Source organism: Streptomyces sp. NPDC049813 (genome assembly GCF_044465085.1).
In the GTDB taxonomy this organism is placed as follows: Bacteria; Actinomycetota; Actinomycetes; order Streptomycetales; family Streptomycetaceae; genus Streptomyces.
In genome coordinates this window covers 378,282-403,609 of the sequence record NZ_JBITLI010000001.1, presented here as the reverse complement: position 1 = coordinate 403,609, position 25,328 = coordinate 378,282, and the positions used below count along the sequence as shown (strand labels likewise).

At 71.7% G+C, this 25,328-nt stretch carries 17 protein-coding genes; 6 read left to right on the top strand and 11 right to left on the bottom strand.

The window, feature by feature from the left end:
• Positions 1-13: 13 nt before the first annotated feature.
• From ACIBW6_RS01630 to ACIBW6_RS01620, 3 genes are read right to left on the bottom strand one after another with little or no spacing between them, the layout of a single operon-like run.
• Positions 14-1,051, bottom strand: coding sequence for an ABC transporter permease (locus ACIBW6_RS01630; protein WP_399055376.1), 1,038 nt, complete (start codon positions 1,049-1,051; stop codon positions 14-16).
• Positions 1,044-2,642: a sugar ABC transporter ATP-binding protein gene (locus ACIBW6_RS01625; RefSeq protein ID WP_399055373.1), complete on the bottom strand. Its 1,599-nt coding sequence runs from the start codon at positions 2,640-2,642 to the stop codon at positions 1,044-1,046. The genes ACIBW6_RS01630 and ACIBW6_RS01625 overlap by 8 nt, the downstream gene beginning before the upstream one ends.
• Positions 2,639-3,718: a sugar ABC transporter substrate-binding protein gene (locus ACIBW6_RS01620; protein ID WP_399055371.1), complete on the bottom strand. Its 1,080-nt coding sequence runs from the start codon at positions 3,716-3,718 to the stop codon at positions 2,639-2,641. Before ACIBW6_RS01620 ends, ACIBW6_RS01625 begins: the two co-directional genes overlap by 4 nt.
• A 246-nt stretch (positions 3,719-3,964) precedes the next feature.
• Here ACIBW6_RS01620 and ACIBW6_RS01615 point away from each other — a divergent pair, with 246 nt between their 5' ends.
• On the top strand, positions 3,965-4,663 hold the full coding sequence (locus tag ACIBW6_RS01615) for a FadR/GntR family transcriptional regulator (RefSeq protein WP_399055369.1): 699 nt from the start codon (positions 3,965-3,967) through the stop codon (positions 4,661-4,663).
• 431 nt (positions 4,664-5,094) lie between these two features.
• Here ACIBW6_RS01615 and ACIBW6_RS01610 read toward each other — a convergent pair whose 3' ends face one another.
• On the bottom strand, positions 5,095-5,823 hold the full coding sequence (locus tag ACIBW6_RS01610) for a TetR/AcrR family transcriptional regulator (RefSeq protein WP_399055367.1): 729 nt from the start codon (positions 5,821-5,823) through the stop codon (positions 5,095-5,097).
• Between the two features lie 142 nt (positions 5,824-5,965).
• Between ACIBW6_RS01610 and ACIBW6_RS01605 the strand changes: the two genes are divergently transcribed.
• Together ACIBW6_RS01605 and ACIBW6_RS01600 are read left to right on the top strand one after the other, a co-directional pair.
• Positions 5,966-7,453 carry an APC family permease gene (locus ACIBW6_RS01605; protein WP_399055365.1) on the top strand — a complete coding sequence of 496 codons (1,488 nt, stop codon included), beginning with the start codon at positions 5,966-5,968 and terminating at the stop codon, positions 7,451-7,453.
• A 38-nt stretch (positions 7,454-7,491) separates the two neighbouring features.
• A complete protein-coding gene (locus ACIBW6_RS01600) occupies positions 7,492-9,171 on the top strand; it encodes an amidohydrolase (RefSeq protein ID WP_399055363.1) in 1,680 nt (559 codons plus the stop codon).
• Between the two features lie 59 nt (positions 9,172-9,230).
• Here the strand turns inward: ACIBW6_RS01600 and ACIBW6_RS01595 are convergent, their stop codons facing one another.
• From ACIBW6_RS01595 to ACIBW6_RS01585, 3 genes are all read right to left on the bottom strand, one after another.
• A complete protein-coding gene (locus ACIBW6_RS01595) occupies positions 9,231-11,144 on the bottom strand; it encodes a family 20 glycosylhydrolase (protein WP_399055361.1) in 1,914 nt (637 codons plus the stop codon).
• Between the two features lie 195 nt (positions 11,145-11,339).
• The gene (locus ACIBW6_RS01590) at positions 11,340-11,513 is read right to left on the bottom strand and encodes a hypothetical protein (RefSeq protein WP_399055359.1); all 174 of its coding nucleotides are present in this window, start codon (positions 11,511-11,513) and stop codon (positions 11,340-11,342) included.
• 375 nt (positions 11,514-11,888) lie between these two features.
• On the bottom strand, positions 11,889-12,668 hold the full coding sequence (locus ACIBW6_RS01585; protein ID WP_399055357.1) for a DUF4142 domain-containing protein: 780 nt from the start codon (positions 12,666-12,668) through the stop codon (positions 11,889-11,891).
• A gap of 260 nt (positions 12,669-12,928) precedes the next feature.
• Between ACIBW6_RS01585 and ACIBW6_RS01580 the strand changes: the two genes are divergently transcribed.
• Positions 12,929-13,501, top strand: coding sequence for an HD domain-containing protein (locus tag ACIBW6_RS01580; RefSeq protein WP_399055355.1), 573 nt, complete (start codon positions 12,929-12,931; stop codon positions 13,499-13,501).
• Positions 13,502-13,566: 65 nt separating this feature from the next.
• On the opposite strand, the gene ACIBW6_RS01575 is transcribed toward ACIBW6_RS01580, so the two are convergent.
• From ACIBW6_RS01575 to ACIBW6_RS01560, 4 genes are all read right to left on the bottom strand, one after another.
• Complete coding sequence (locus ACIBW6_RS01575) at positions 13,567-15,072, bottom strand: SDR family NAD(P)-dependent oxidoreductase (protein WP_399055353.1); 1,506 nt, start codon at positions 15,070-15,072, stop codon at positions 13,567-13,569.
• Positions 15,073-15,288: 216 nt separating this feature from the next.
• Positions 15,289-17,658 (bottom strand): GH92 family glycosyl hydrolase, encoded by a 2,370-nt coding sequence (locus tag ACIBW6_RS01570; protein ID WP_399055350.1) that lies wholly within the window; start codon positions 17,656-17,658, stop codon positions 15,289-15,291.
• A 62-nt stretch (positions 17,659-17,720) separates the two neighbouring features.
• Complete coding sequence (locus ACIBW6_RS01565) at positions 17,721-20,129, bottom strand: beta-L-arabinofuranosidase domain-containing protein (RefSeq protein WP_399055348.1); 2,409 nt, start codon at positions 20,127-20,129, stop codon at positions 17,721-17,723.
• Between the two features lie 79 nt (positions 20,130-20,208).
• Positions 20,209-22,821, bottom strand: coding sequence for a PA14 domain-containing protein (locus ACIBW6_RS01560; protein WP_399055346.1), 2,613 nt, complete (start codon positions 22,819-22,821; stop codon positions 20,209-20,211).
• 195 nt (positions 22,822-23,016) lie between these two features.
• Here ACIBW6_RS01560 and ACIBW6_RS01555 point away from each other — a divergent pair, with 195 nt between their 5' ends.
• Both ACIBW6_RS01555 and ACIBW6_RS01550 read left to right on the top strand, forming a co-directional pair.
• On the top strand, positions 23,017-24,030 hold the full coding sequence (locus ACIBW6_RS01555; RefSeq protein WP_399055344.1) for a LacI family DNA-binding transcriptional regulator: 1,014 nt from the start codon (positions 23,017-23,019) through the stop codon (positions 24,028-24,030).
• A 196-nt stretch (positions 24,031-24,226) separates the two neighbouring features.
• Positions 24,227-25,327, top strand: coding sequence for an ABC transporter substrate-binding protein (locus ACIBW6_RS01550; protein ID WP_399055342.1), 1,101 nt, complete (start codon positions 24,227-24,229; stop codon positions 25,325-25,327).
• Position 25,328 lies beyond the last annotated feature (1 nt).

The following is a 25,328-nucleotide window of genomic DNA, read 5'->3' as shown; positions in this document are numbered from 1 at the left end:
CGAGGACGGGCGGTCAGTCCTGGGCGCGGCCGGTGGTGACGCGGGCGATCATCAGGGCCAGCAGGATGATGCCGCCGTAGATGGCCTGGATCCAGAAGGACGGCACCTGGGCGAGGGTGAGCAGGTTCTGCACGACGCCGAGCAGCAGGACGCCGGTGAGCGCGCCGAACATGGTGCCCTTGCCGCCGTCGAGGCTGATCCCGCCGATGACCGCCGCGGCGAACACCGTGAAGATCATGTTGTTGCCCTGGTTGGCGCTGATGGCGCCGACGTAGCCGGTCTGCATGATGCCGCCGGCCGAGGCGAGCACGCCGGCCACGACGAAGACACCGAGCATGACGCGTTCGACGCGGATGCCGGCGGCGCGGGCCGCCTCCGCGTTGCCGCCGATCGCGTACAGGGCGCGGCCCACGCGGTGGTACTTCAGGACGAGCCCGGCGACGCCGAAGCAGAGCGCGGCGAGCCACACCGACATGGGGATGCGCAGGAACGTGGTGGTGGCCGGCGAGAAGAACGAGTCGGGCATGCCGAAGAGCGTCTTGCCCTTGGTGGCGCCGACCAGCAGGCCGCGCAGCACGATCAGCATCGCCAGCGTGACGATGAAGGCGTTCAGCTTGAACTTGACGACGAGGATCCCGTTGAAGGCGCCGATGGCGCCGCCGACCACGAGGATCGCGAGCATCGCGAGCCCGGCCGGGAATCCCGTTCCCCAGCCGGACTGCGCGGCGGGCAGGACCAGCAGGGCGCCGACCGCGGGTGCGATGCCGACGACCGATTCGAGGGACAGGTCGAACTTGCCGGTGATCAGGACCAGGGACTCGGCGAGGACGACCATCGCGAGGGCGGCCGAGGCGCCGAGGATGGAGATCAGGTTGCGTTCGGTGAGGAACGAGTCGTTGACGAGGGCGCCGAGGACCAGGAGCAGCACCAGGGCGGGGACGAGGGCGAGTTCCCGGGCCCGGCGCAGCAGTACGGACCTGGCGGGGCCGGAGCCCGCGGGGTGGGCGGTGGCCCGGTCGGCCGGGGCCGACGGGGCCCGGGTGTCAGCCATGGTGGGTTCCTTCTTCTCCAGCCGCTCCGCCGAGGGGGGAGCGGGGTCCGTGGCGCGGACCGTCGTGTGCGGTCGCGTCCTGGGCCACGCCCTCGATCGAGGCGATCAGGTCGTGGTCCGCCCAGCCCGCCGCGTGTTCCGCGACGACCCGGCCGTGGAAGAGGACCAGGACGCGGTCGCAGCGGCGCAGGTCGTCGAGTTCGTCGGAGACGACGAGGACGGCCGTGCCGTCGTCGCGGGCGCTGTCGACGCGGCGCAGCAGGGACTCCTTGGACTTCACGTCCACGCCCGCGGTGGGGTTGATGAGGACGAGCAGGTGCGGTTCGGAGGCGAGGGCGCGGGCCATGACGACCTTCTGCGCGTTGCCGCCGGAGAGGTCACTGACGGGTTGCTGCGGGCCCTCGGCGTGGATGTCGAGGCGCTCGATGAGATCGCGGGCGAAGGACCGCTTGCGGTCGGTGCCGACGAAGCCGTAGCGGCCGAGCCGGCCGAGGACGGTCATCGTGGCGTTGTCGCCGATCGACATGCCGGTGACCAGGCCCTGGTCGTGCCGGTCGCGCGGCACGCAGGCCACGCCCGCCTTCAGGGCGGCCGCCACGTCGCCGAAGGGCAGCGGGGCACCGTCGAGGTGGGCGCTGCCCGCGGCCGGCGTGTGCAGACCCGCCAGTGATTCGGCGAGGGCGGTCTTGCCGCTGGCGCTGGACCCGGCGAGGCCGACGACCTCACCGCGCCGCACGGTCAGGCTCACGTCCCGGTAGCTGTCGGCGGTCAGTCCGCGCACGTCCAGGACCACGGGGGTGTCCACGCCGTCCTGGTCCACCACGGCCTCGGCCGCGGCGGCGGCCCGCTCGGCGACCGCCTCGCCGGCCATCGCCTCCACCAGTGCGGGGCGCGGGAGTTCGGCGACCGGCGCCGTGGTGATCCAGCGGGCGTCGCGCAGGACGGTGACCGTCTGGCAGACCTCGTAGACCTCCTGGAGGTGGTGGGAGATGAAGAGGAAGGTGACGCCGGAGTCCTGGAGTGCCCGCATCCGGGCGAAGAGCCGCTCGATCTCCCGGTTGTCGAGCTGGGCGGTCGGTTCGTCGAGGACGATGAACCGGGCGCCGCCGCTCAACGCCCGTGCGATCTCGACCATTTGGCGGTCCTCGACCCTGAGGTCGGCGGTGCGGGCGCCCGGGTCGACGTGGATGTCCCAGGTGTCGAGGAGGCGGGCGGCCTGTGCGTGCAGCGTCCGCCAGCTGAAGAAGCCGTGCCGGGCGCCGGGCTGCCGGTTGATGAACAGGTTCTCGGCGACCGTCAACTCCGGTACGACCGTGGGCTTCTGGTAGACGCAGGCGACCTTGGCGCGCCAGGCCTCGCGGTCGGCGAGCGGCGGTGCGGGCCTGCCGTCGAAGAGCAGGGTGCCCGCGTCCGGCGCCTGGAGCCCGGTGAGGACGGTGACGAGGGTGGACTTGCCCGCGCCGTTGCGGCCGACCAGGGCGTGGGACTCGCCCGCGCGCACGGTCAGCCGGCCGTCGGCGAGGGCGACCGTGGGCCCGTACCGTTTGGCGATGCCGGTGGCTTCCACCAACGGAGCTGTCTCGGTTGTCATTTGACGGTGTTTCCCCAGAGCTTGGGGTCGTCGACGTTGTCCTTGGTGACCAGGGGCGCGGGCAGCTGGTCCTCCAGGGTGCCGCCGGGCAGCTTGACGATCGTCGATCCGTGGTCGGTCGGCCCGGGCGCGAACGTCTTCCCGCGCATCGCCGCCTTGATGTAGTACATGCCGTACTTGGCGTACGCGTCGGCGGGCTGGGAGACGGTCGCGTCGATCTGGCCCTTGCGGATGGCGTCGAACTCCTGCGGGATGCCGTCGTTCGAGACGATCGCGATGTGCCCGGCCGTGCCCGCCGCCTTGAGCATGCCCTTGGACTTGAGGGTCTGCAGGGTCGGTGCGAGGTAGACGCCGCCGGCCTGCAGGTAGATCCCCTTGATGTCCGGATCGGCGTTGAGCAGCGTGTCCAGTTTGGAGGCGGCGGTGTCCGACTCCCACTTCGCCGGGATCTCCAGGACCTTGAGCTTCGGGTAGGTGCTGCGCACGCAGTCCCGGAAGGCCTTCGAGCGCTCGCGGCCGTTGACCGACGCCAGGTCGCCCATGATCTGCACGACCTTGCCGGACGTGACGTGCTTGCCGAGGTACGCGCAGGCCTTCTCGCCGTACGCGACGTTGTTCGCCCGTACGACCATGGCGACCTTGCCCTTCTCGGGCGCCACGTCGACGGCGACGACGGGGACGCCCTTGCGCTCGGCCTGGTCGAGTCCCGCGGCGATGGCCGCGCTGTCGAGCGGGGCCACGACGAGGCCCCCGACGCCCTGGTTGAGCTGGTTGTTGATGTCGGTGATCTGCTGCGACGGGTCGCTGTTGGAGTTGACCGTCTTCAGCGCGTCCACGCCCTCGGAGGTCGCCATCTTCGGCACGTAGTCGTTGTACGACTGCCAGAACGGCGAGGTCAGCAAGGGGAGGATCACCCCCACCTTGCCCGTGCCGTCGCCGCCCCCGCCGCCGGCGCCCGCCGCGTCGTCCTTGGTGCTGCCGCACGCGGTGAGGGCGAGGGCGGCGCATCCCAGGAGCGCGGCCGTGCGCAGCGCCTTCGCTCTCGAACTCTTCGCGCGCTTCGTGGTGCCAGTCATCGGACCGCTCCTCGGCTCCGGAAGGTCATGGGCTCGCGGCCGGGTCCCGCCGTCCTGGTTCCGGTCCGCGCCGAGATATTTATCAGACCACTTGGGGCCGCCAACACCCTTCGTCGCCATCTTTTCCGGGTTTTGCGGCCCCGTGCCGCCTCTTGTGGTCCGACCACTTTCCTGGTGGTCGGACCACTGCGCTGGCTAGACTGCCCCGCATCCGGCAGCGGGACCCGTACTCGGGAGGACCTCATCGTGGAGCAGACCGCCCCCCAGAAGGGCACCGTCACGGCGCGGGCGATCGAGCAGATCAAGGCGATGATCGGCGGTGGCAGCCTGGAGCCCGGGCAGCGCCTGCCCACCGAGCGGGACCTGGCGGTCCAGCTGGGGATCTCCCGCAGCTCGATGCGGGAGGCGATCCGGGCGCTGACCGTGCTCGGGGTGCTGGAGGCGCGGCACGGGTCCGGTATCTACGTCACGCAGTTGGAGGCCGGGGACCTGCTGGAGACGTTCGGGGTGGTGGCGGACCTGTCGCGCGGGCCGCGGCTGGTGGAGCTGCTCGAGGTCCGGCGGATCCTGGAGTCGACGGCCACGGCGCTGGCCGCGGCGCGGATCACCCGGTCCCAGCTCGCCGAGGTCGAGGAGCACCTGGCGGCGATGGAGGCCACCGACGATCCCGAGGAGATCCTCTCCCACGACCTCGCCTTCCACCGGGCGATCGTGGCGGCGGCCGGGAACGAGACGATGGCGGCGATCGTGGAGGGGTTGTCCTCACGGACGTTCCGGGCGCGGGTCTGGCGGGGGTACCAGGAGGAAGGGGCCTTCGAGCGGACCCGGCGGGAGCATGCGCAGATCCATCGGGCGCTGGTCGCGCGGGATCCGGAGGCTGCGCGGAGTGCTGCCGCGGGGCATGTGGGGGAGGTCGAGGCGTGGCTCCGCTCCCAGCTGCCCTGAGCCCGCGCCCGGACGCGCCGCGCCCCTGAGCAGCTCTCCGGGTATCCGGCCGGCTGGGTCGGTGGGGTTCCTCGCGCCCCTGAGGGGGTTGCTCCGCTGGAGGGTGATGGAGTGAGCGTGCGCAGTTCCCCGCGCCCCTAAGGGGGTTGCTTCGCCGGAGGGGGATCGCGTGGACGTGCGCAGTTCCCCGCGCCCCTGAAGGGGTTGCTTCGCTGCAGGGAGATCGCGTGGACGTGCGCAGTTCCCCGCGCCCCTGAAGGGGTTGCTTCGCTGCAGGGAGATCGCGTGAGCGTGCGCGGTTCCTCGCGCCCCTGCGGGGGCGCACTTCGTGCGCCGCCCTATGGGGCCCTGGAGCTGCGGCGAAGCCGCATGCTTCAGGGGCGCGGGGAACTGCGCGAGGAGCCCCACCGGGCGGTCGGCGGGAGCGAAGCTCAGCCACCCTCCCGCGACGCCGACGCCGACGCCGACGCCGCCGCCGCCGTCACCAACGCCGACACCAGCAACTCCAACGCCACCTCGAACGAACTCCCCCCCATGCACGGCAAGTGCCCCCGCACAGCGGCCAACTCCCGATACTCCCCCGCCGGCAACTCCGCATACACCCCGCCCCACGCCAACTCATCCGCCCCCCTCCGCTCGACCGGCAGAGCCAATTGCGCCGCGTCCAGCGCCGCATGCCCCAGCACCGTGTCGATGAACGCCGCGTAGTACCGCACCGCGGACGCCCCGTCGAACCCCGCCCGCCGCAGCAGCCCGATCCCCGTGTCGACCGCCCGGAACTCGTTGAGCCGCCGCGTCACCCGGTACGCGGCCATCGCCGCCACCCGGGGATGCCTGCGGTACCCGCCGTGGACCCGCCGCGCCATCTCCCGCAGCGCGTCCTGCCACGGCATGCCGTCCGGTTCGAAGCCCTCCTGCGCCTCCCCGATGATGCGGTCCGCGAGCGCGAGCAGCAGATCGTCCGTGTGGTGGAAGTACCGGTACAGCGCGCTCGGGTCACAGCCGAGCGCCGCACCGAGCCGCCGCACGCTCAGCGCGTCCGGCCCGTGCTGCTCCACCAGCCGCAGCGCGCAGTCGACGATCACCTCCTCGGACAGCACCACGCCCGACCTGGTCGGCTTGCGCCGCCGCCGCTCCGCCGGAACGCGTCCCTCAGCCATGCCACCCACCCTTTCGACGACCCGGACCCCCTTATGTCAACACCATTGACGCACTGCTGACAAGGCCGCTTTGATCGCAGCCTCCTTCCCCGGTCCCTCCCCGGTCCTTCCCTGACCCTTCCCCGACCTCAGGAGCCCGCCCATGAGCAGCGAACCTCCCGGCCTGCGCCGCAGCCTCGGCGTCGTCGACGGTGTCGCCATCGCCGCCTCCAGCACCGCCGCCACCACGAGCATCGGCATCGGGATGGGGGCCCTCGCCGCGACGGTGGGCCTGCAGTCACCCGCCGTGCTGATCGTCGCGTTCCTGCCGATCCTCGGCATCGCGACGGCGTACGCCCGCCTCAACCGCGACGAACCGAACATGGGCAGCGGCTACGTCTGGGTCGCCTCGTCGCTCGGCCCCTGGCTGGGCTTCCTCACCGGCTGGGTCACCCTCGTCGGCACCGTGGTCTTCATGGCGTACACGAGCGCGGTGACCGGCTCGGTCTTCCTCCAGTTCGCGGCGAAAGCGCACCTGCACACGCTGTGGGGCCTGGACCTCGACCCGAACTCGACAGCCCTGAGCACGGTGGTCGGCCTCCTCGTCCTGGGCGTCGTCACCGTCACCGCCGTCACCGGGGTCCGCAAGGCGACCCGCCTCCAGGCGTGGCTGCTCGTCTTCGAGTACGCGGTACTGCTCGGGTTCTGCGGCTGGTGCCTGGTCACGGGGGCGCACGCCTTCCGGTGGGCGTGGCTCAACCCGTTCGCCGTGCACGACGGGACGGCGTTCGCGCAGGGGCTCGTCCTCGCGGTGTTCTTCTTCTGGGGCTGGGACGCCGCGTTCAGTGTCACCGAGGAGACGAAGGACGTACGGGACGTGGGCCGCGGCGGGTTCATCGCCCTGTTCACGATGCTCGCGCTGTTCCTGTACGGATCGGTGGCCTTCCAGCGGGAGATGTCCCTGCCGGAGCTGATCGAGCAGGGCCCGGGCGCGCTCACCTACCTCGGGGCGAAGCTGGCCGACGAGCCCGTCGCGAGCCTGCCGCTGCTGGCGCTGCTGTTCTCGGCGGTCGCGTCGTTGCAGTCCAGCGTCATCCCGACCGCGCGCGGCCTGTACGCGATGGGCCGGGACCGCACGATGGGCCGCGTCTGGACGCGGATCAGCCCGCGCTACGGCTCCCCCGCCGCCGGCACGGTGCTCGTCATGGCCGTCGCGGCGCTGGTCGCGCTCCTCGCCCTCGCCATCCCGAAGCTGAACGAGATGATCCTCGCGGCCGTGAACTCGATCGGCCTGACCGTGGCCCTGTACTACGGCCTGACGGCGCTCGCCTGCGCCGTCCGCTTCCGCTCGGTCCTGCGCACCTCCCCGGCGCGGGCGCTGCGCTGGGTGGTCGCGCCGGGGCTCAGCGCGCTGGCGCTGCTCGGGGTCGGCTGCTACCTCGGCCGCAGCTACGCCACCATGAGCGACCACTTCGCCCTCAGCCCGGACAACGGCTGGTTCATGCTCTCCGTGCCGGCGGCCACCGTCCTCTCGGGCCTCGCGATGGCGGCCGTGGCCAAGTACCGCCGCCGCTCCCCCTACTTCACGGTCCGGCGCGGCACGGACGCGGGCGCGGACCCGGTGCCGCCGGCCGCGCTCGACCTCCCGTGACGACCCGACTGCCCCCACTTCCGCAGGAGTTGTTCCGCATGTCCGACATCGCACCCGCCGGTACCGCGTCCGCCCGTACCGGCCCCGCCGACCTCGTCCTCACCGGTGGTCAGGTCCACACCGGCTCCCCCGCGCGCAGCCGGGCCACTTCGGTGGCCGTACGCGGCGAGCGGATCGTCGCCGTCGGCCACGACGAGGTGCGCGAGCTGATCGGTCCGCGTACCGAAGTCGTGGATCTCGCGGGCAAGTTGCTGATCCCCTCCTTCCAGGACGCGCACGTGCATCCGGTGGGTGGCGGCATGGAGCTGGGCCAGTGCGACTTGAGCGGGGCGACGACCCTCGCCGCCTACCGCGAGCGGATCGCCGCGTACGCCCGGCGCAATCCGCGGCTGGAGTGGATCACGGGGGGCGGCTGGGCGATGGAGGCGTTCCCCGGGGGGCTGCCGAGCGTCGCGGAGCTGGACGCGGTCGTCCCCGACCGGCCGGTGTACCTCGTCAACCGCGACCACCACGGTGCCTGGGTCAACTCCGAAGCCCTGCGCCGGGCCGGGATCGACGCGCGCACGCCTGATCCGGGCGACGGCCGGATCGAGCGGGACGCCTCCGGCGCCCCCACCGGCATGCTCCAGGAGGGCGCGGCGAACCTGGTCGGCGGGCTGCTGCCGCCCGCGACCCGCGAGGAGCGGATCGCGGGGCTGCTGCGCGCCCAGGAGCTGCTCCACTCGCTCGGCGTCACGGCCTGGCAGGACGCGCTGCTCGGCACGCACGCCAATCTCACCGACCCCACGGACGCGTATCTCGCCTGCGCGGACGACGGGCGGCTCACGGCGCGTGTGGTGGGCGCGCTGTGGTGGGACCGGGCCCGCGGCACCGAGCAGATCGAGGAGTTGTGCGCGCGGCGGGCGGCGGGCACCCGCGGCCGGCTGCGGTCGACCACGGTGAAGATCATGCAGGACGGGGTCGCCGAGAACGGCACGGCGGCGCTGCTCGGTCCCTATCTCGACGGCTGCGGCTGCCGGACGGACAACAGCGGGATCAGCTTCGTGCCGCCGGACGACCTCAGGCGTCACGTCACCGCGCTCGACGCGCACGGCTTCCAGGTGCACTTCCACGCGCTCGGCGACCGGGCCGTGCGCGAGGCCCTCGACGCGGTGGAGGCGGCGCGGCGCGCCAACGGCTGGTCGGACACGCGGCCGCACCTCGCGCACCTCCAGGTCGTGCACCCCGACGACATCGGCCGGTTCCGGGCGCTCGGCGCGAGTGCGAACATCCAGCCGCTGTGGGCGGCGCACGAGCCGCAGATGGACGAGTTGACGATCCCCTTCCTCGGCGCGGAGCGGACCGCCCGGCAGTACCCGTTCGCGGCGCTGCTGCGGTCGGGCGCGACGCTGGCGGCGGGCAGCGACTGGCCGGTGAGCAGCCCCGATCCGGTGCAGGGCATCCATGTCGCGGTGAACCGGGTCGCTCCCGACGCGCCCGCCGGGACGCCGGTGTTCCTGCCCGGTCAGCGCATCGGGCTGCTGGACGCGCTCACCGCGTACACGGCGGGCAGCGCGTACGTGAACGGGCTCGACGCCGAGACCGGGGCGATCGCCCCCGGGTTCCTCGCGGACCTGGTCGTCCTCGACCGGGACCCGTTCGCGGGGCCGCCCGAGGAGATCGGGGCGGCGCGGGTGGCGCAGACCTTCGTGGGCGGCCGGCGGGTGTTCGGGGGCTGAGCCCCGGATGCCGGGCCGGTCCTCGCGCGGCCCGGGGCCGCGCGAGGACCGGGCGCGGTTCAGGCCCGGGTGAGGGCCCAGGCGGTGGGCGGCCGCTGGTCCGGCGGGTACTGCGCGAGCCCGCCGGTCCCCGTCGCGTCCAGCGTCATGCGGGTGATCGCGTTGGTGATCCGCAGGCCGCCGCGGTCCGCGGTGAGCTGCCAGCGCTGGAGGGTGTTCTTCGCGTCGCAGGTCTCCCAGGTGACGGCGGAGCCGGGCTCCAGCGGCACGTTGAGGGTGAGCTTGCCCGCGCGCGTCTCCAGGCAGGCGCCGGCCGCGTTCGTGAGGGTGGCGTAGCCGTCGGCGGTACGGGTGAGCCGTACCCGGGCCGGGGTGGTGCGGTGGGCGCGGTCGGTGAGCGTGTACGTGCCGTCGGCGAGCGGCACCCGGGTGAGGTCCCGTACGCCGGGGGCGTGGCCGACGGCGGCGGCGCGGTCGGTGAACCCGGCGTAGCCGGCGTCGGGGTGGGGCGCGCCCCAGGTGGTCTGGGCGATGTGGTTGAGCGGCAGGAAGGCGGCCTCGGCGACCTCGTTCTCGGTCTCGCCGCGGCCGTTGTCGGGCCACAGGCTGATCTTGGCGCCGGTGACGCCGGTCCGGGAGGCGAGCTTCTCGCCCTCGAAGCTGCGCGGGTCCCACTGTTCGTCGTAGAGCTTCTCCGTGTCGGAGTGGAAGCCGCCGCGGATGACGTAGAGGGAGTAGGCGGCGTTCATCACCGGGTGGCCCTGCGCGATGAGTTGGCTGGGTCCGACGTTCACGTTCAGCCAGTGTTCGACGGTGGTGCCGGGGGTGACGGGCACGGTGTTGGCGCCGGTCAGTCCGTCGTTCCAGATGCGCAGTCGCTTGCCCTTGCTCGCGGCGTACGCCTCGACGCGGTTCACGAAGTCGATGAAGGCGTCCTGCGGGGTGGCGTCGGGGCCGTAGCGGGCGCGCGCGTACTCCAGGACGTGCGGGTACTTGGCGAAGTCGGAGCCGAGCATGTACTCGTCGGCGCCCATGTGCCACCACGGACCGGGGAAGACCTCGCCGTACTCGTCGATGAGGCTCTTGTAGTAGGCGAGCGCCTCGGGCTTGGTGACGTCCAGGCGGGACGGCTGGGCGTTGCCGTCGGTGTCGACGAGCTGGAGGTCGGGCCTGTCCTGGATCCAGGGGTCCATGTGGCCCGGTGAGTTGATCTCCGGGACGATGGTGACGTGGTACTTCGCGCCGAGGGCGACGAGGCGCCGGATCTCGTCCTTGGTGTAGTAGCCCCAGGAATTGGCCTCGGGGTGGGCGGCGCTCTTCACCTTGAGTTCGAGGAGCAGCTGGTTGAGCTTGTGGTACGCCATGTCGCGGACCAGGTTCTCCAGCCAGTCGGTGGAGATGTGCACGTAGCAGGCGCAGACGCCGACGCCGCGCTCCTTGTAGCGCGGGACGTCCACGGTCCGTCCCGCGGGGATCCGCTCGTCGTGCGCGAGGAGTTGCAGGAGGGTGCGGGTGCCGTAGAAGGCTCCGGTCTCGGCGGCGCCGGTGATCTCCAGCCGTGCTCCGGCGCGCAGTTCGTACCCCTCGGCGCCGAGCTTCTTGTCGCGGGCGTCGACGTCCACGACGATGTCGCCGTCCCGGGCGGCCCCGCCCGTGACGGGCACCGTCCCCTTGCCCGCCGCGCGCAGGTCGTCGGCGAGCGTGCGCGCGACGCGGCGGGCGGCGGCGTCGTGCGCGACGAGCCGGGTCCGGCCGCTGAAGCGGTACGCCCCCGACGCGCCCTGCCAGTCGGTGAGCGCGGGCACGGTACGGGGCGGAGCCGGGGCCCCCGCGCGGGCGGCCAGGTCCGGGGCGGGGGCGGCGGCACTCGCGGCGGAGACCGGCGCTGCGGTCAGGAACAGGGCGAGGGCGGCGCAGGCCAGCCGCGGGCCACGGCGCGCGCGGGGCGGTTTCGTACGGAACTCGGTCCACATGACATCGGATGGTTCCGTAGTGGAGGTCGGCGGTCTATGGATAAAACGGGCAGGTTCTTGGACATCTTCCGTGCACAGATCCGATGACCGCGGGGTGCGGGCGCGACCGCGGGACGCGAGGACAGGCCCGGACACACGTGCGCCCGCATCCCCTCGTGCGGGGATGCGGGCGGACGGTCCGGCCGGCGGGGCGGGTCAGTCGACGCTGGGCAGGATGTGGGGCTCGGCGAGGTCGTCCTCGTACCCGGCGAGGCGGATCGGGGCCGAGCGGGCCCAGACGTCCAGGCTGCCGAGCTTCTCCGGCCTGCGGCCGGCCCGCTCCGTACGTTCCTTCGGGCGCTGATCGCGTGTGGTCTTCTCTGGTGTCACCGCGCACTCCTTGTGTGTCGGGTAACCCGCTCCGGCGTGACCGGTCCAGCGTCTCGCGGGACACCGGACGCCCGATCGGGCTTGTGTAGAGGGCCAGTTCGGGCGCGGTGGCGCCGGTTGTCGCTGACGGGACCGGCCGTGGTGACCGGCCGCTCCCCGGACGGCCCCATGGGTACGGGTGGGACCCACGTGCGGTAACCGTCCGGCTACAGAGTAACCAAATGAGCGAGGGTCCGCTCGATGGGGTTGAAACCCGTACGCCCTGTGGCGGTCGCCGGGTGTTCGATTCAGCCATGTGGGAGCGGTTCCGCGCGACCCCTTTTTCCGTCCGCCCGGGTGCGCCTCCCCGGGCGGCCCCGGCCCGTGCCGGGCCTGCTACGAGGTCGGGGCGGGCCGGTCCGTCGCGATGGTGCGGCCCGGCTCGTCCGCCGGCTGCGCGGACGGGCGGGACGTGGCGTCCGGCGACCCCGTGGGCCGGGCCGGGACGGGGGCGGGCGGGATCCGGCCGTCGGGCGCGGGCGGGCCCGAGGGGCTGGCGGTCGCGGTGCCCGCCGCCTCGTTCGCGATGCCGTCGAAGTCCACGTCACCGGTGTTCTCCAGCATGGTGATGTGGTCGAGCACGGTCTGGTTGGCGTCGGTGGCCAGCTCCCGTACCAGGGCGTTGCGCGTGGTGTGCCGGACCTGCGCGATGAGGGCGAAGACCTTGCCGTGCGAGTCCCGCAGCAGATTGGCGAACTTGCGCTCGTAGTCCTTGCCGCTCGCCGCGGACATCTCGTCCAGCCAGCCCTGCTGCTGCGCGCTGGGCTGGTTCGGCAGCTCGACGCCGAGCTTCGCCGCCACCGCGCGCACCCGCTGGTCGAGGTCGGTGTGGCCGACGACGAGGTGGTCCCCCGCGTTCCTGACCGCCTCGGTCGGCGCGCGCTCCATGGCCTGCTGGCCCGCCGGGATCTCCCAGAGCCCGGCGAGCCTGACCTTGACGAGGAAGTCGCGGTCCGTCGCCGAGAGCGGGCCCCACTGGGTGGCGACGGTGCTCGCGTCGAGGTCGGCCTGCCCGGTCCCCGAGCGGTCGGCGTACGACCAGATCGGGAAGGCCAGGGCGCCGAGGGTGGCGACCAGGGCGGCGAGGATGAGAGTGGTGCCGTTGACGCGGCGCAAGCGGTCCTCCCGGTGACCGACGTCGACCCGCCCGGGCGGCGGGGTCCTTGGTGGTACGGGAAGATACGGGCGGGGCGCCCGCGGTGTTCAGCTCCTCGCAGGGATCGCGGTGCGCCGTCACGGTGCGTACCGCCCCCGCACGGCGCCCGGAGGGCGCGGGACGAGCGTTAACGTGCCGTTGACCGGTCCGTCAGGTACTGGCCCGGTCCCCATGGTCTGCTTCCGGACAGCCAGCGCAGGAGCTTCGGGAGGAGTCGTCCATGGAACGCGTCGAGCTGCGCACCGTCGGGGAACTGATGGCGGCGCTGCGGGCCTGCCGGGGCGTGTGGGACACCCCCGACCGCAGCGGTGACCCGGTCGATCTGCACGACCACGCGCTGCAGACCGCGGCCCTGTTGCGCCGCGGCCACCCCAGCGACAAGGAGTTGCAGGTCGCGGGGTTGGTGCACGATCTCGGGCATCTGCTGTGCCCGGGCGACGACGCCGGGCACGCGGACCGGGCGGCGGACGCGGTGCGCGGGCTGCTCGGCGAGCGGGTGGCCCGGCTGGTGCGGCTGCACGTCCCGGCCAAGCGGTACCTCACGGCGGTCGAGCCGGGCCGGGGCCTGTCGCCGCAGAGCGCGCTGACGCTCGGCGCGCAGGGCGGCCCGATGCGGCCGGACGAGGTCGCCGCGTTCGAGGCCGATCCGCTGGCGGAGGACGCCGTGACACTGCGGCAGGCCGACGACGCGGGCAAGGTGGTCGGCCTCGCCGCCGGGGACCTGGAGGACTGGCGCCCGGTCCTCGAACTGGTGGCGGCGCACAGCCGCCCGACGGTCGCTCCCACCCGCTGAACTCCCGCGCCGCCGGGGCTGCCGCCGCTCGGCGGCGGTCCGGCCGCCGCCGAGCGGCGGCCGGGCTACCACTTGCCGGGTTCGTAGTCCTTCAGGAAGACCCCGTACACGTCGTCGCCCGCCTCGCCGCGCACGACCGGGTCGTAGACGCGGGCCGCGCCGTCGATCAGGTCGAGGGGGGCGTGGAAGCCCTCCTCGGCCAGGCGCAGCTTGTCGTAGTGGGGGCGTTCGTCGGTGATCCAGCCGGTGTCGACCGAGGTCATCAGGATGCCGTCGGACTGGAACATCTCCTGGGCGCTGGTGCGCGTCACCATGTTCATCGCGGCCTTCGCCGCGTTCGTGTTCGGGTGGCCCGCGCCCTTGTAGCCGCGGCCGAAGACGCCCTCCATCGCCGAGACGTTGACGACGTACGCGCGGCCGCTGCCCGCCTTCTTCGCCGCGTCGGCCATCGCCGGGCGCAGCGCGCTGATCAGGATGAACGGCGACGTGTAGTTGCAGAGCTGGGTCTCCAGGAGCTCCACCGGGGAGATCTGGTCGATGGTCTGCACCCAGGTGTTGGAGTCGACGACGTCGGGGACGAGGCCACCCGCGTCGATGGCGGTGCCGTCCAGGTGCCGGGCGACGCTGGCGTTGCCCGCGACGAGCGCGAGGTCGGCGACCTGCTGCGCGTCCAGGCCGCTGGTGCCCAGGGGCAGCGCGGCGAGCCCGTCGACCGCGCCGGAGTTGAACGCGCCGATCACCGAGTGCGCGGGCAGCTCGCCCGCGGGCAGCGGCGCGCTCTCGCCCTCGACCAGGGCGGCGTAGGCGGAGGGGAGCCTGCGCACGGTCTGCGTCGCGTTGTTGATGAGGATGTCGAGCGGGCCCTGAGCGGAGAGCCGCTCGGCGAGCGCGACGGACTGGGCGGGGTCGCGCAGGTCGATGCCGACGACCTCCAGGCGGTGCAGCCACTGCGCCGAGTCCTCCATCGCCGTGAAGCGGCGGATGGCGTCCTTGGGGAAGCGCGTGGTGATGGTGGTGTGCGCGCCGTCGCGCAGCAGGCGCAGCGCGATGTACATGCCGATCTTGGCGCGGCCGCCGGTCAGCAGGGCGCGCTTGCCGGTGAGGTCGGCGCGGGCGTCGCGCTTGGAGCGGTTGACGCGGGCGCAGTCCGGACAGAGCTGGTGGTAGAAGTAGTCGACCTCGACGTAGCGCGCCTTGCAGGTGTAGCAGGAGCGCGGGCGCTGGAGTATCCCGGCGAGCCGGCCCTCCTCGGTCCCCGAGGACGGGAGCAGGCCCTCCGTCTCGTCGTCGATGCGCTGCGCGGAGCCGGTCGCGGTCGCCTCGGTGACGGCCTTGTCGTGGGCCGTCTTGGCGGCGCGCCGCTCCTGGCGGCGGCGCTGCTTCACGGTCCGGTAGATGCCCGCGGTGGCGCGCCGGACCGTGATCGCGTCCGGGTGGTCCACGTCGAGGGTGTCCAGCTCGTCCAGCACGCTGAGGCAGACGGCGAGCCGCTCGGGGTCGATGCCAGGACCGTGCAGGACCTCGGAGAGGTCCTCGGCCCCCGGGGCCTGATTGTCGTCTGTCACCGTCATCGCCGCTGCCGTTCCTGAGGTCCGCCGCGCCACGCGCGGACCGCGCGGGCTTTCGAAACCGGAATTTTACGGAGCGCCTGCCCCAGTCTCCAAACCCGTCGCGCTCCCCAGCAGGCCGACTACGTAAAGGCACCCGGCATCACACTGCGTCAACGTCAGGTGACCCGCCCCCTTGGGGAGGCGGGTCACAGTGACACGGGTGGGCCGGCTAGTGCGTCACTTCAGCGCGGGCGGCGCGGCATCGGCCCCGGTCCCCCACCGCGAGGGCGTGCTGCCCACCGTGAAGGACAGGTCCCGCAGACCGCGCAGGTCCCCGGTGGTCAGATACGTCTTGCCGTACGCGGCGCCGTTCGCGCGGGCCGACTGGATGTACCGGTCGGTGCCGGAGCTGCCCGGCGCCTTCACCGTCAGCCGCCCCTGCGGGTAGTAGCGGCGGTCCAGCGTGAGGTCGACCCGCTCGAAGACGGGCGTGGACAGGCCCCACGTGTCGGTGCCGGGCTGCACCGGGAAGATCCCGATGGACGACAGGACGTTCCAGGCGGACATCGTGCCCAGGTCGTCGTTGCCGGTCATGCCGGTCGGCGCGTCGGTGAACAGGGTCAGCGCGGCGTGCACCACGTCGGTGGTCTTCCACGGCTGCCCGGTCGACAGGTACGTGTACGGCGCGATCAGGTCGGGCTCGTTCTGCGGGTTGTACTTGTCCGCGTTGTAGTAGTCGTAGGGCCCGTTGACCCAGACCTCGCGGGCGGTCTTCGCGGGGTCGGCGACGAGCTGGTCGTAGGCGAAGAAGGAGTCGAGGCGCTTGTTCGCCGCGTCCGTGCCGCCGATCAGGGAGACCATGCCGGGCAGGTCCTGCGGCACGAGCCACTGGTACTGCCAGGACGTGCCCTCGTGGAAGCCCTCGCTCTGCGCGGGGTCGGCCGGCCCGGTGAAGGCGCCCGAGGCGTCGCGCGCACGGAAGAAGCCGGTCGAAGTATCGAAGATCTTCCGGTAGTTCTGCGCCCGCTCGGCGTACCGCTTCGCGTCGGCCTTGTATCCCAGCTCCTTGGCCATCTGGCCGAGCATGGCGTCGGAGAGCGCGTACTCCAGCGTGGCCGAGGCCCCGTGGTCGTAGTCGGAGTCACCGGGCTTCACGTGCGCGCGGTCCTTGATGTAAGGCGCGAACCCGTCGGCCAGGTACTCCTTGTTGGCCTCGCGGCCCACCGGCGCCGAGTCGGCGGGCGGCACCCCGTCGGCGTTCTTCTTCAGTGCGCGGTACGCGTCCTTCTCGTGCCCCTTCAACAGCCCCTGCTGATAGGCGTTGGTGAGGAAGGGGGTGACGGGGTCACCGGTCATGATGTTCGTCTCGACCGTGCCGTAACCCCACTTGGGGAGCCAGCCGCTGTCCTTGTCGATCTGGATGACCGACAGCGCCATGTCCCGCGACTCGCGCGGCGCGAGGAGCGACAGGAGCTGCGCCTGGGTGCGGTAGGTGTCCCACAGGGACCAGTTCTGGTAGTACGTGAAGCCCTTGGCGCGGTGGGTCTTCTGGTCCCAGCCGGTGTAGCGGCCGTCCACGTCGCTGCCGACGTTCGGCGCGAGGAACGAGCGGTACAGCGAGGAGTAGAAGGTGCGCCGCAGGGTGTCGCTGCCGCCCTGGGCCCGTACGTCGCCGAGCCGGTCCTCCCAGGCGGCGGTCGCCGCGCGGTGCACCTTGTCGAAGGAGCGGCCGCCCTCCGCGCGGAGGTTGAGGGCCGCGCCCTTGGCGTCGACGTAGGAGATGGCGGTGGTCGCCTCGACGGTGCGGTCCTTGGTGGTGTCGAACCGCACGTAGGCGCCGTTGCGGTCGGCGTCCGCGGCCGAGGACTTCGAGCCGGCGGTGACCGCGTCGCCCTTCCACGTACCGGACGTGGTGAAGGGCCGGTCGAACTTCGTGACCGTGTAGAGCGTGTACGCCTTGGTGTCCTGGCAGAAACCGCTGCCCGTGACGGCGGTGCGCACCGTGTGGTCGTCGAGGATCTCGACCTTGGTGTGCAGGGTCTTGTGCAGCGACTGGCCCGCGTTGATCAGGACGTTGGCCTTGTCGGTGGACGGGAAGGTGTAGCGCTGGACCCCGGTGCGCTCGGTGGCGCTCAGTTCGGCGTCGATGCCGGTCTTCAGGCCCACCTTGTAGTAGCCGGGCTCGGCGGTCTCGTCGTCGTGGCTGAACTCGGCGGCGTACTTCGCGTTGTCGGTGCTGGTGATGTCACCGGTCGTCGGCAGCACCGGAAGATCGCCGCCGAGGCCGCAGCCGACGCCGGAGATGTGGACCGTGGAGAACCCGCGGATGTGGTTCTCGGAGTAGTCGTAGCCCGTGTTGTGGCCGGTGTCGGGCGAGAACTGCACCATGCCGAACGGGACGGCGGCGCCGGGGTAGGTGTTGCCCTCGTTCTCGGTGCCGATGAACGGGTTGACCAGATCGGTGAGCCGGTCCTTCGCGGGGGCCGACGCCGCCTGCGCCGCGGGCGCCGCGAGCCCGGTGCCGAGCAGGACGGCGGCCCCGAGCACGCCCAGTGCGCGGCGGGTCCGTCCGCCCGCCGCCGGCCTTCTCGTCGTACGCCTTGTCATCGTGCGCCTTTCGACAACGTTGTCAGAGTGCGGGCTCATTCTTCGTGCGTCCCGGAGGGCCGTCAAGACGTCAGACGCCACAGATGGTCCTCCGTCCCGTTGTCGGCGAACTGCACCACTTGGGCACTGTTCGCGGTGGACATCCCGTCGACGCCCAGCACCTTGCCGCTGTGTTCGTTGCGCAGCAGGAACCAGCCGTCGCCCTTGTCGACACGGGTCCAGAGCAGGTCGGTGCGGCCGTCGTCCTCGTACTGGACGGCCCAGGCGCTGTCGGCGGTCGAACTCGCTTTGACGGACAGGTACTTGCCGCTCTGGCCGTTACGGATGCGGAGCCTGCCGCCGCCCGCGTCGAGCAGCTGCCAGGCGTGGTCGCCGGTGCCGGAGTTGTCGAACTGCACGACGCGCGCGTCGTTGTCCGTGGACATCGAGTCGACGGCGAGCACCTTGCCGCTGTGCTTGTTCTGGATGCGGCGGTACGGGGGGTGCGGCGTCCAGGGGTGTCCGTCGGGGCCGGCCGTGGGGAACGACGTGATGCGCAGCCGGGCCGCGCCCATGGGCACCAGCGTCACCGTCTCCACGGCCGCCCGGCTGCGGGCGGGACTGGGTTGCAGCGGCGCCACCACGTGCTCCTCGTCCGCGATCCACTCGGGGATGCGGCGGGCCCGTGCGGCGAGCGTGACGGGCGCGGCGCCGGGGGCGAAGGGGTTGGCCGGCAGCGGCCCCGGCTCGCGCCGCAGCGTGGGCGAACTCCCGGGCACGAGGCCGTAGTTCCAGGCAGAGGCGGCGTGCACGTCGTACTCGGGGAAGGTGTCGCTGCCGCCGGTGCGCACGTACTTCTCGGCGATCTTCAGGGAGTAGGTCAGCGGGCCGTGGTCGACGCTGACGCTGTCGTGGTTGCGGTCCCAGGTGCGCAGGGTGGTGCGCTGCGGCAGCCGCAGGGTGACCCGGTCGCCGTCGCGCCAGGTACGGCGGATCTCGGCGAAGGACGGGCCCGGATCCGCTCGTACCGTACGGCCGTTGACGGCGAGCCGGGGCTTGGCGCACCAGCCGGGCACGCGCAGCCGCAGCGGGAAGTCGACGGGCCGCCCGGTGCTCACGGTCAGGGTGATCGTCTCGTCGAACGGGTACTCCGTCTCCTCCCGTACGATCACCGGCACGGCGTCCGCGCCCACCTCGGCCCGCACCTCGCAGGCGGCGTACAGGGCGGCGGCGAGTCCGCGGTCCGGGGTGGCGAGCCAGAGTTCCTCGGTGAAGTAGGGCCAGCCCATGCCGTAGTTGTGCGGGCAGCAGCGGTACTGGTCGACGCCCGGCCGGAACGACTGCATCGCGAAGCCGTTCTGGAACTGGCCGTCCGTCTTGCGCGCGTCGTCCAGGTCGACGCTGTTGGCGCTGGTGATGTAGTGGATGGCCTTGCCCTGCGGGTCGAGGGAGGCGGGCAGCATGTTGAAGGCGAGGTCCTCGCAGCGGTCGGCCCACACGGGGTCGCCGGTCAGCCGGGTGAGCAGCTCGTGGCTGGCCATGAACTCGACGATGCCGCAGGTCTCGAAGCCCTGGCGCGGGTCGCCGAACCCGGGCCGGTAGTTCTCGTCGCCGGCGATGCCGCCGCCCGCGAACTGGCCGTACTCGGCCAGCACGTGGTCGTAGGTGCGGTAGGTGGCCCGCACGAGGTCGTCGGCGCCGCTCGTCGCCCACTGGGCGTACTGGGCGGGCTCGCGGAAGCCCTGGGCGATGTTCACGTTGTGCGGGGTGGGCAGGGCGCCGGTCCAGTCGGCGCCGTAGCGGTGCATCTTCTCGACGAGGCCGGTCAGGAACGCGTCGCCGGTGCGCTCGTACAGCCAGCGCGCGGTGTCGATGCCGTCGCCCCAGCGCACGGAGACCCAGCTGCTGTCGAAGGCGCTCTCGCCCTGGGCCTCCATGTACGTCAGGAAGCGGGTGAGGAACGGCACGATGCGGGCGTCGTGGGTGTACTCCTCGTAGGTGCGCAGCGCCATGAGGAGCGGCAGGAACGGCCAGAAGTCGGGGCCGCCGTTGAGCGCGGTGCGCAGGGCGCGCGGCCCGAAGAAGCCGTCCGCCTCCTGGGTGGCGAGGACGGCGTCGATCCAGCGCTTGCTGGTGGCCAGGGCGTCGGGGTCCCGGGTGGCGATCGCCAGCGGCACGAACCCCCGCAGCCAGTACGGGAGTTCCTCCCAGCCGCCGAGTTCGGGGTGGACCCAGCCGCTGGTGTCCATGTCCAGGAAGTGGGAGGTCTCCTCGTAGCGGCCGCAGACCCCGGCGAGCTGGAGCCGGAGCTGTTCGGCGAGCCAGCCGTGGGCGGTGATGCTGCCGACGGGCAGGCGGGTGAAGGCGTCGGGGGCGACGCCGGCCCGGGCGGCGGCCGGGGCCGCGCTCGCGGCCACGGCCGGCACGCCGGTCATCGCGGCGGCGGCGACCGCGGTGCTGGTCCGGAGCACGCCACGTCGTGTCACGGTCATCAACTTGCTCCCTCATTCAGGTGGAGCCACGGGAAGGGGCGGGCCCGGTGTGCCGGGCCCGCCCCCGGGGACGGAAGGATCAGGCGCAGTTCTGCACGGTCGCCTGGGAGGCGTCCTTGATCAGCGCCTGCTGCGCGTCGTGCACCCGCTTCACGTCCGGCTTGACGACCCTGCGGTCGTAGGTGATGAGCCCGTTCAGCTCACCCTCCACGTCGGTGATCTGCGTGTACACGGCGCCGTTGCCGCCCTTGCAGGCCAGCGCGTGCACCTCGGCGAGCTTGGTGAGGTAGTCGTCCGTGTACGTCGCCGGGTCCACGTCGACGTAGGACTGCTGGACCGACCAGGCGTGTCCCGGCACGGCGAGGCCGAGGCCGCCGTACTCGCCCGCGACCAGGGCTCTCTTGCCGTCGGGGTTCGGCGGCAGCGCCGGGCTCGGGTAGCCGTGCTCGTCGAGGATGTCGCCGGTGCCGCCGTCGCGGCCCAGGTTGATGCCCGACATCGAGTTGATCAGACGGGTCGGGTCCCAGGACTTGGCCTGGTCGGCGAGGCGCGCCTCGTCGTACTGGCCCCAGCCCTCGTTCAGGGTGACCCACATGACGACCGACGGGTGGTTGGCGTGCTGGTCGATCATGATCTTCATCTCGCGCTCGAACTCGGCGCGGGCGGCGGTCGACGGGTTGACGCCGGCCGTCATCGCGGGCATGTCCTGCCACACCATCAGGCCCAGCTTGTCGGCCCAGTAGAACCAGCGGTCGGGCTCGACCTTGATGTGCTTGCGGACGGAGTTGAAGCCCATCTGCTTGTGCATCTTCAGGTCGTAGGCGAGCGCCTCGTCACTGGGGGCGGTGTGCAGGCCGTCCGGCCAGAAGCCCTGGTCGAGGGTGGCCATCATGAAGGTGGGCTTGCCGTTGAGGACGGTGCGCGGGGTGCCGTTCACCTTCTCGACGGCGATGGAGCGCATCCCGAAGTAGCTGCCGACGCGGTCCTTGCCGACGCTCACCTTGAGGTCGTAGAGGAACGGGTCGTCCGGGGTCCACAGGTGCGGCTTGCTGATCTTGAGGGTGAGCGGCTTGCCGGAGACGCCGGTGACGGTGCCGATCTTGCGCTTGCCCGCATACGCCGTGGCCCGGACCGGCAGACCGGACCGCACGCCCGTGGTCTCGACGGCGACGTCGCCGTCCTTGACGTTCGGCGTGAGCTTGAGGTCGGTGACGCTGTCCCTGGCGACCGGCTCCATCCACACCGTCTGCCAGATGCCGGACGAGGGGGTGTACCAGATGCCGCTGGGGTCCAGGCGCTGCTTGCCCATCGGCGGGTTCTCGCCGTCCGCGGCATCCGTCGGGTCGTAGACGCCGACGATCAGCTCCTGGGTGCGGCCCGGCTTCAGCGCGTCGGTGATGTCGGCGCTGAACTTGTCGTAGCCGCCCTTGTGGTCCGCGACCTTCTTGCCGTTGACGTAGACCTCGGACTTCCAGTCGACGGCGCCGAAGTTCAGCTTCAGGCGCTGGTCCTTGCCGACCTTCCAGTTCTTGGGGACCGTGAAGGTGCGGCGGTACCACATGCGGTCCTCGTGCCGCTCGATCCCGGAGAGCTGGGACTCGACCGGGTAGGGCACGAGGATCTTCTCGCCGAGCTTCTTGCCGGTCGGCACGGGGTCGCCGTCCTTGGCGGCGGCAAACTCCCAGCTGCCGTTCAGGTTCTGCCAGTCCGAGCGGGTCAGCTGCGGCCGCGGGTACTCGCGGTGCGCGTTCTTCGGCGTGACGTCGTCGCCCCACTTGGTGGACAGCTGGTACGTCGAGTGGTTCGGGCCGCTGGACCAGAACGAGCCGACGGCCGTACCGTCGCTGCCGGTCAGACCGCCCTTGCCGTCGTAGGTGACGTCGGCGAGGCCGGGCGCGTCGCCGTCCTTGTTGCCGACGACCGGTTCCGTCAGGTTCACGAGCAGGGCCCGCGCGTCCTTCGGGTCGGCCTTGATGCTCTTCAGCGGCCACTTGGCGCCGCCGATGACCGCGGTGAGGTGGTCGTTCACGGCGCCGGGGACGGTGCCGAGCTTCTGGGCGAAGTCGAGCTTGAGGGTGCGGCCGTCGCCGAGCACGGTGGTGCCGATGGCCCCGTCGTACGCCCAGTCGTCCGGGATGCGGAACGCGGAGGAAGGGATCGCCTCCTTCTGCTCGCCGGGCTCGGTCCAGCGCACGTGCAGGTTGGACCCGCCGTAGTGCTCGAAGTACTCGACCTTGAAGTTGACCGCCTGTCCTGCGGTCAACTGGACGGCCTGGGAGGTCTGTTCCTTGTCCCAGTCGTCGACCCAGTGGTCGATCACCAGCTTGTCGTCCACCCAGAGGCGGAAGCCGTTGTCACCGGTGACGGAAAACGTTGTCAGACCGGTCTTCTCCGGGACCAGTTCGCCGGTCCAGCGGACGTTCGCGTCGTCGGCGCTGCCGGTCGCCGACTGGAGCCGGGAGTCCAGGCTGCCGAAGTCGAGCTGTGGGTCGAAACCGGTGGCCTTCAACTCGTCGAAGTCGAAGGCTCCCGGGGCGGATTGGGTGTAGTACTCGCCCTTGAGCCCATGCGGCACGACCGGCTCGTCCGCGGCCGTGGCGCTGGGCGCCACGGTGAGTGCGGTGAGACCGAGTGCCGCGGTGAGCAGCGGGGCCAGATGGCGGCCATGTCGTCTGAGGGTTCTGGTGCGCACGGATCCTCCAGTGCTGGACGCGTCCGGTGGAACACGTCGAGGAAGGGTGGCGGCTCGCCGCTCTAGTCGGTACAACTCGTCTGTACAACGTTGGAAGGAACGGCAGTTGGCATGACAGCACGCATTCCCGCGTGCTGTCCAGGGGCATGACATGCGCGCCCGGACGAGCGGGCGCGCCGAGCCATAGGAGAATCCGTGCGGGTGAGCCTCAAGGATGTCGCGGAGCGCGCGGGCGTCTCGATCAAGACCGTCTCGAACGTCGTGAACAACTACCAGCACGTCACGCCCGCGATGCGCGCCCGCGTCCAGCTCGCCATCGACGAGCTCGGTTACCGTCCCAACCTCACCGCCCGCCACCTGCGCAAAGGGCGTACGGGGATCATCGCGCTGGCCGTCCCGGAGCTGGGCAACCCGTACTTCGCGGAGCTGGCGGGAGCGGTGATCGACGCGGCCGCGCAGCACGACGTGACGGTCCTGCTCGACCACACGCGGGGCGAGCGCGAGCAGGAGGTCCTGGTCAGTCAGGGTTTCCGGGCCCGGGTGATCGACGGGCTGATCCTGAGCCCGCTGGAGCTGGAGGCGGAGGATCTGCGCGGCCGGGACGACGACGTGCCGCTGGTGCTGCTCGGCGAGCGGGAGTACGACCTGCCCTACGACCACATCGCCATCGACAACGTGGCGGCGGCGCGCAGCGCGGTCCGGCACCTGCTGGGGCGGGGCCGCACCCGGATCGCGTACCTGGGCGAGCGGACCGATTCGGCCAACCGGCCCGCGCATCTGCGCCTGGCGGGCTGGCGTGCGGCGCTGACGGAGGCGGGGCTGCCCGCGCCGGAGTCGCAGGTGGGGGCGACGGGCGGCTGGGACCGGGGCGACGGGGCGGAGGCGATGGCGCGGATGCTGGACGCGGGGGTGCGCCCGGACGCGGTCTTCGCCTACAACGACCTGGTCGCGATCGGGGCGATGCGGGTGCTGCACGAGCGGGGGCTGCGGGTGCCGTGGGACGTGGCGGTGGTGGGATTCGACGACATCGCGGAGGGCCGCTTCGGGGCGGTCACGCTGACCACGATCTCGCCGGACAAGCAGGCCATCGCCCGGCTCGCGGTGGAGTCGCTGCTGCACCGCCTGGAGCGTCCCGAGGAGCGGACGGGGCGTGAACTGACCGCCGCCTACCGGCTGATCGAGCGGGAGAGCACGCTCGGCCGCCGGTGACCGGCCGCGGCCGGTGCCGGCCGGTCCCGGCGGCGGGGACGGCGGCACGGATAACGGCACGAGTAGCTGCGCAAGGTCTGGACAGCATCCTTCCAACGATGTAAAAACCTCCCCTGTACGCCGTTCCGACTGGCCGAACACATCCACCCCGTCAGCGCGTTCACGCGCCGGGCCGTGCCGTTTTGGGGATCTCCACATGACGCAGACCGCACGCATTCGCCGTACCACCTCCCAGGCCCTGCTCGCGGCCGGCCTCGTCGCGAGCCTGGCCCTCGCCACCGGCTGCGCCAAGTCCGAGGACGACGACTCCGCCTCGGACAAGGGGAGTTCGAGCGCGCAGAACGACAACGCCGGACAGGAGGTGGCCTCCCCCGGCACCGGCGAGACCTGCGACGTCTCCGCCTACGGCGGCAAGAAGCTCGACCTGAAGGGCGCCACCGTCGGCTTCTCGCAGTCCGAGAAGGAGGCCAACCCGTTCCGTATCGCGGAGACCGCCTCCATCAAGGCCGAGGCCGAGAAGCGCGGCATCAAACTGCTGACGGCGAACGCGCAGTCGCAGTTCTCCAAGCAGATCAGCGACGTGCAGGACCTCATCTCCAAGGGCGCGGACCTGCTCGTCATCGCACCGCTCAACTCCGACGGCTGGGAGCCGGTGCTGCGCGCGGCCGGCGCCAAGCACATCCCGATCGTCACCGTCGACCGCAAGATCAACGCCGCGGCCTGCAAGGACTACGTGTCCTTCATCGGCTCGGACTTCGTCGAGCAGGGCAAGCGCGCCGCGGACCAGATGATCGAGGCGACCGGCGGCAAGGGCACCCTCGCGATCCTGCTCGGCGCGGCCGGCAACAACGTGACCACCGAGCGCACCAAGGGCTTCGAGGACCAGATCAAGGCGAAGGCGCCCGGACTGAAGATCGTCTTCAAGCAGACCGGCGAGTTCGCCCGCGAGAAGGGCCAGCAGGTCACCGAGCAGCTCATCCAGTCCAAGCCCGACATCAGCGGGATCTACGCCGAGAACGACGAGATGGGCCTGGGCGCGGTCAACGCGCTCAAGAGCGCGGGCAAGAAGGCGGGCGCCGTCAAGATCGTCACGGTCGACGGCACGCGCAACGCCGTGCAGGGCATCGTCGACGGCTGGATCTCCGGCGTCGTCGAGTCCAACCCGCGCTTCGGGCCGCTCGCCTTCCAGACCCTCGACTCCTTCACCAAGGGCGACAAGGTCGGCCAGGACATCGTCATCAAGGACAGCGCGTACACCAAGGACAACGCCAAGACGGACCTGGACAAGGCCTTCTGAC

What these genes read in the sequence shown, in the direction of transcription:
- ACIBW6_RS01630 (WP_399055376.1), bottom strand. Translation starts at nt 1,051, where the DNA reads ATGGCTGACACCCGGGCCCCGTCGGCCCCGGCCGACCGGGCCACCGCC.
- ACIBW6_RS01580 (WP_399055355.1), top strand. Translation starts at nt 12,929, where the DNA reads ATGGAACGCGTCGAGCTGCGCACCGTCGGGGAACTGATGGCGGCGCTG.
- ACIBW6_RS01570 (WP_399055350.1), bottom strand. Translation starts at nt 17,658, where the DNA reads ATGACAAGGCGTACGACGAGAAGGCCGGCGGCGGGCGGACGGACCCGC.
- ACIBW6_RS01600 (WP_399055363.1), top strand. Translation starts at nt 7,492, where the DNA reads ATGTCCGACATCGCACCCGCCGGTACCGCGTCCGCCCGTACCGGCCCC.
- ACIBW6_RS01620 (WP_399055371.1), bottom strand. Translation starts at nt 3,718, where the DNA reads ATGACTGGCACCACGAAGCGCGCGAAGAGTTCGAGAGCGAAGGCGCTG.
- ACIBW6_RS01565 (WP_399055348.1), bottom strand. Translation starts at nt 20,129, where the DNA reads ATGACCGTGACACGACGTGGCGTGCTCCGGACCAGCACCGCGGTCGCC.
- ACIBW6_RS01610 (WP_399055367.1), bottom strand. Translation starts at nt 5,823, where the DNA reads ATGGCTGAGGGACGCGTTCCGGCGGAGCGGCGGCGGCGCAAGCCGACC.
- ACIBW6_RS01550 (WP_399055342.1), top strand. Translation starts at nt 24,227, where the DNA reads ATGACGCAGACCGCACGCATTCGCCGTACCACCTCCCAGGCCCTGCTC.
- ACIBW6_RS01625 (WP_399055373.1), bottom strand. Translation starts at nt 2,642, where the DNA reads ATGACAACCGAGACAGCTCCGTTGGTGGAAGCCACCGGCATCGCCAAA.
- ACIBW6_RS01575 (WP_399055353.1), bottom strand. Translation starts at nt 15,072, where the DNA reads ATGACGGTGACAGACGACAATCAGGCCCCGGGGGCCGAGGACCTCTCC.
- ACIBW6_RS01605 (WP_399055365.1), top strand. Translation starts at nt 5,966, where the DNA reads ATGAGCAGCGAACCTCCCGGCCTGCGCCGCAGCCTCGGCGTCGTCGAC.
- ACIBW6_RS01595 (WP_399055361.1), bottom strand. Translation starts at nt 11,144, where the DNA reads ATGTGGACCGAGTTCCGTACGAAACCGCCCCGCGCGCGCCGTGGCCCG.